This is a genomic window from Streptomyces sp. ID05-39B, from assembly GCF_033794725.1.
Taxonomy (GTDB): Bacteria; Actinomycetota; Actinomycetes; order Streptomycetales; family Streptomycetaceae; genus Streptomyces; species Streptomyces bobili.
The window spans coordinates 1-605 of the sequence record NZ_JARGEF010000559.1; the positions used below are offsets into that span (position 1 = coordinate 1).

Here is a 605-nt window from a genome sequence, read left to right on the forward strand (position 1 = left end):
TTTTGTCTGACATATCCGTAGGTCATGTCCTGTGTGTTTTTTTTTTTTTTTTTTCAAAGCAAAGGCCGGAATAGGATTTTTTGGCTGTTTTCGTGGCCTGGAAATTGTGTAAAAGGACAAGTGCCTGCTCCCCGCGATCCGCGTCCGCAGCGCCGCGACCGACGGCCTCACCTACCTCCAGCGGCCCGACCTCGGCTGCCGCCTCCACCCCACCGACCGCGCGCACCTTGCCGCGGGTGACCGGGACGTGGTGTTCGTGGTCGCCGACGGACTGTCCGGCAGGGCCGTGCACGACCACGCGGCGCAGATGGTGGGGGCCACGGCCGCCCGCCTGCCGGACCTGCGGATCGGCCCGGTCGTCCTCGCCGAACAGGCCCGGGTGGCCCTCGGCGACGACATCGCGGCGGCGATGGGAGCGACCGCGGTCGTCGTCCTCGTCGGCGAACGCCCCGCCATGGCGGCGGCCGACTGCCTCGGCGCGTACCTCACCCACCGCCCCCGCTCCGGCACCACCACCGACGCGGACCGCAACTGCCTGTCCAACATCCGCCCCCGCTCGGAGGAGGAGCCGGGGCAACCGCGAGGCTGACGGCGCCCCTCAGCGA

General features: G+C 68.8%; 2 protein-coding genes. One reads left to right on the forward strand and one right to left on the reverse strand.

The genetic code is table 11. The features are described from left to right. Positions 1-22: 22 nt before the first annotated feature. Positions 23-226, reverse strand: a complete 204-nt coding sequence (locus tag P1P75_RS41885) for a hypothetical protein (RefSeq protein WP_319265366.1) — start codon at positions 224-226, stop codon at positions 23-25. Between P1P75_RS41885 and P1P75_RS41890 the strand changes: the two genes are divergently transcribed. Continuing rightward, positions 137-589, forward strand: a complete 453-nt coding sequence (locus tag P1P75_RS41890; protein ID WP_319265369.1) for an ethanolamine ammonia-lyase light chain EutC — start codon at positions 137-139, stop codon at positions 587-589. The two genes, P1P75_RS41885 and P1P75_RS41890, sit on opposite strands and share 90 nt — an antisense overlap. The last annotated feature ends 16 nt before the right edge of the window (positions 590-605 follow it).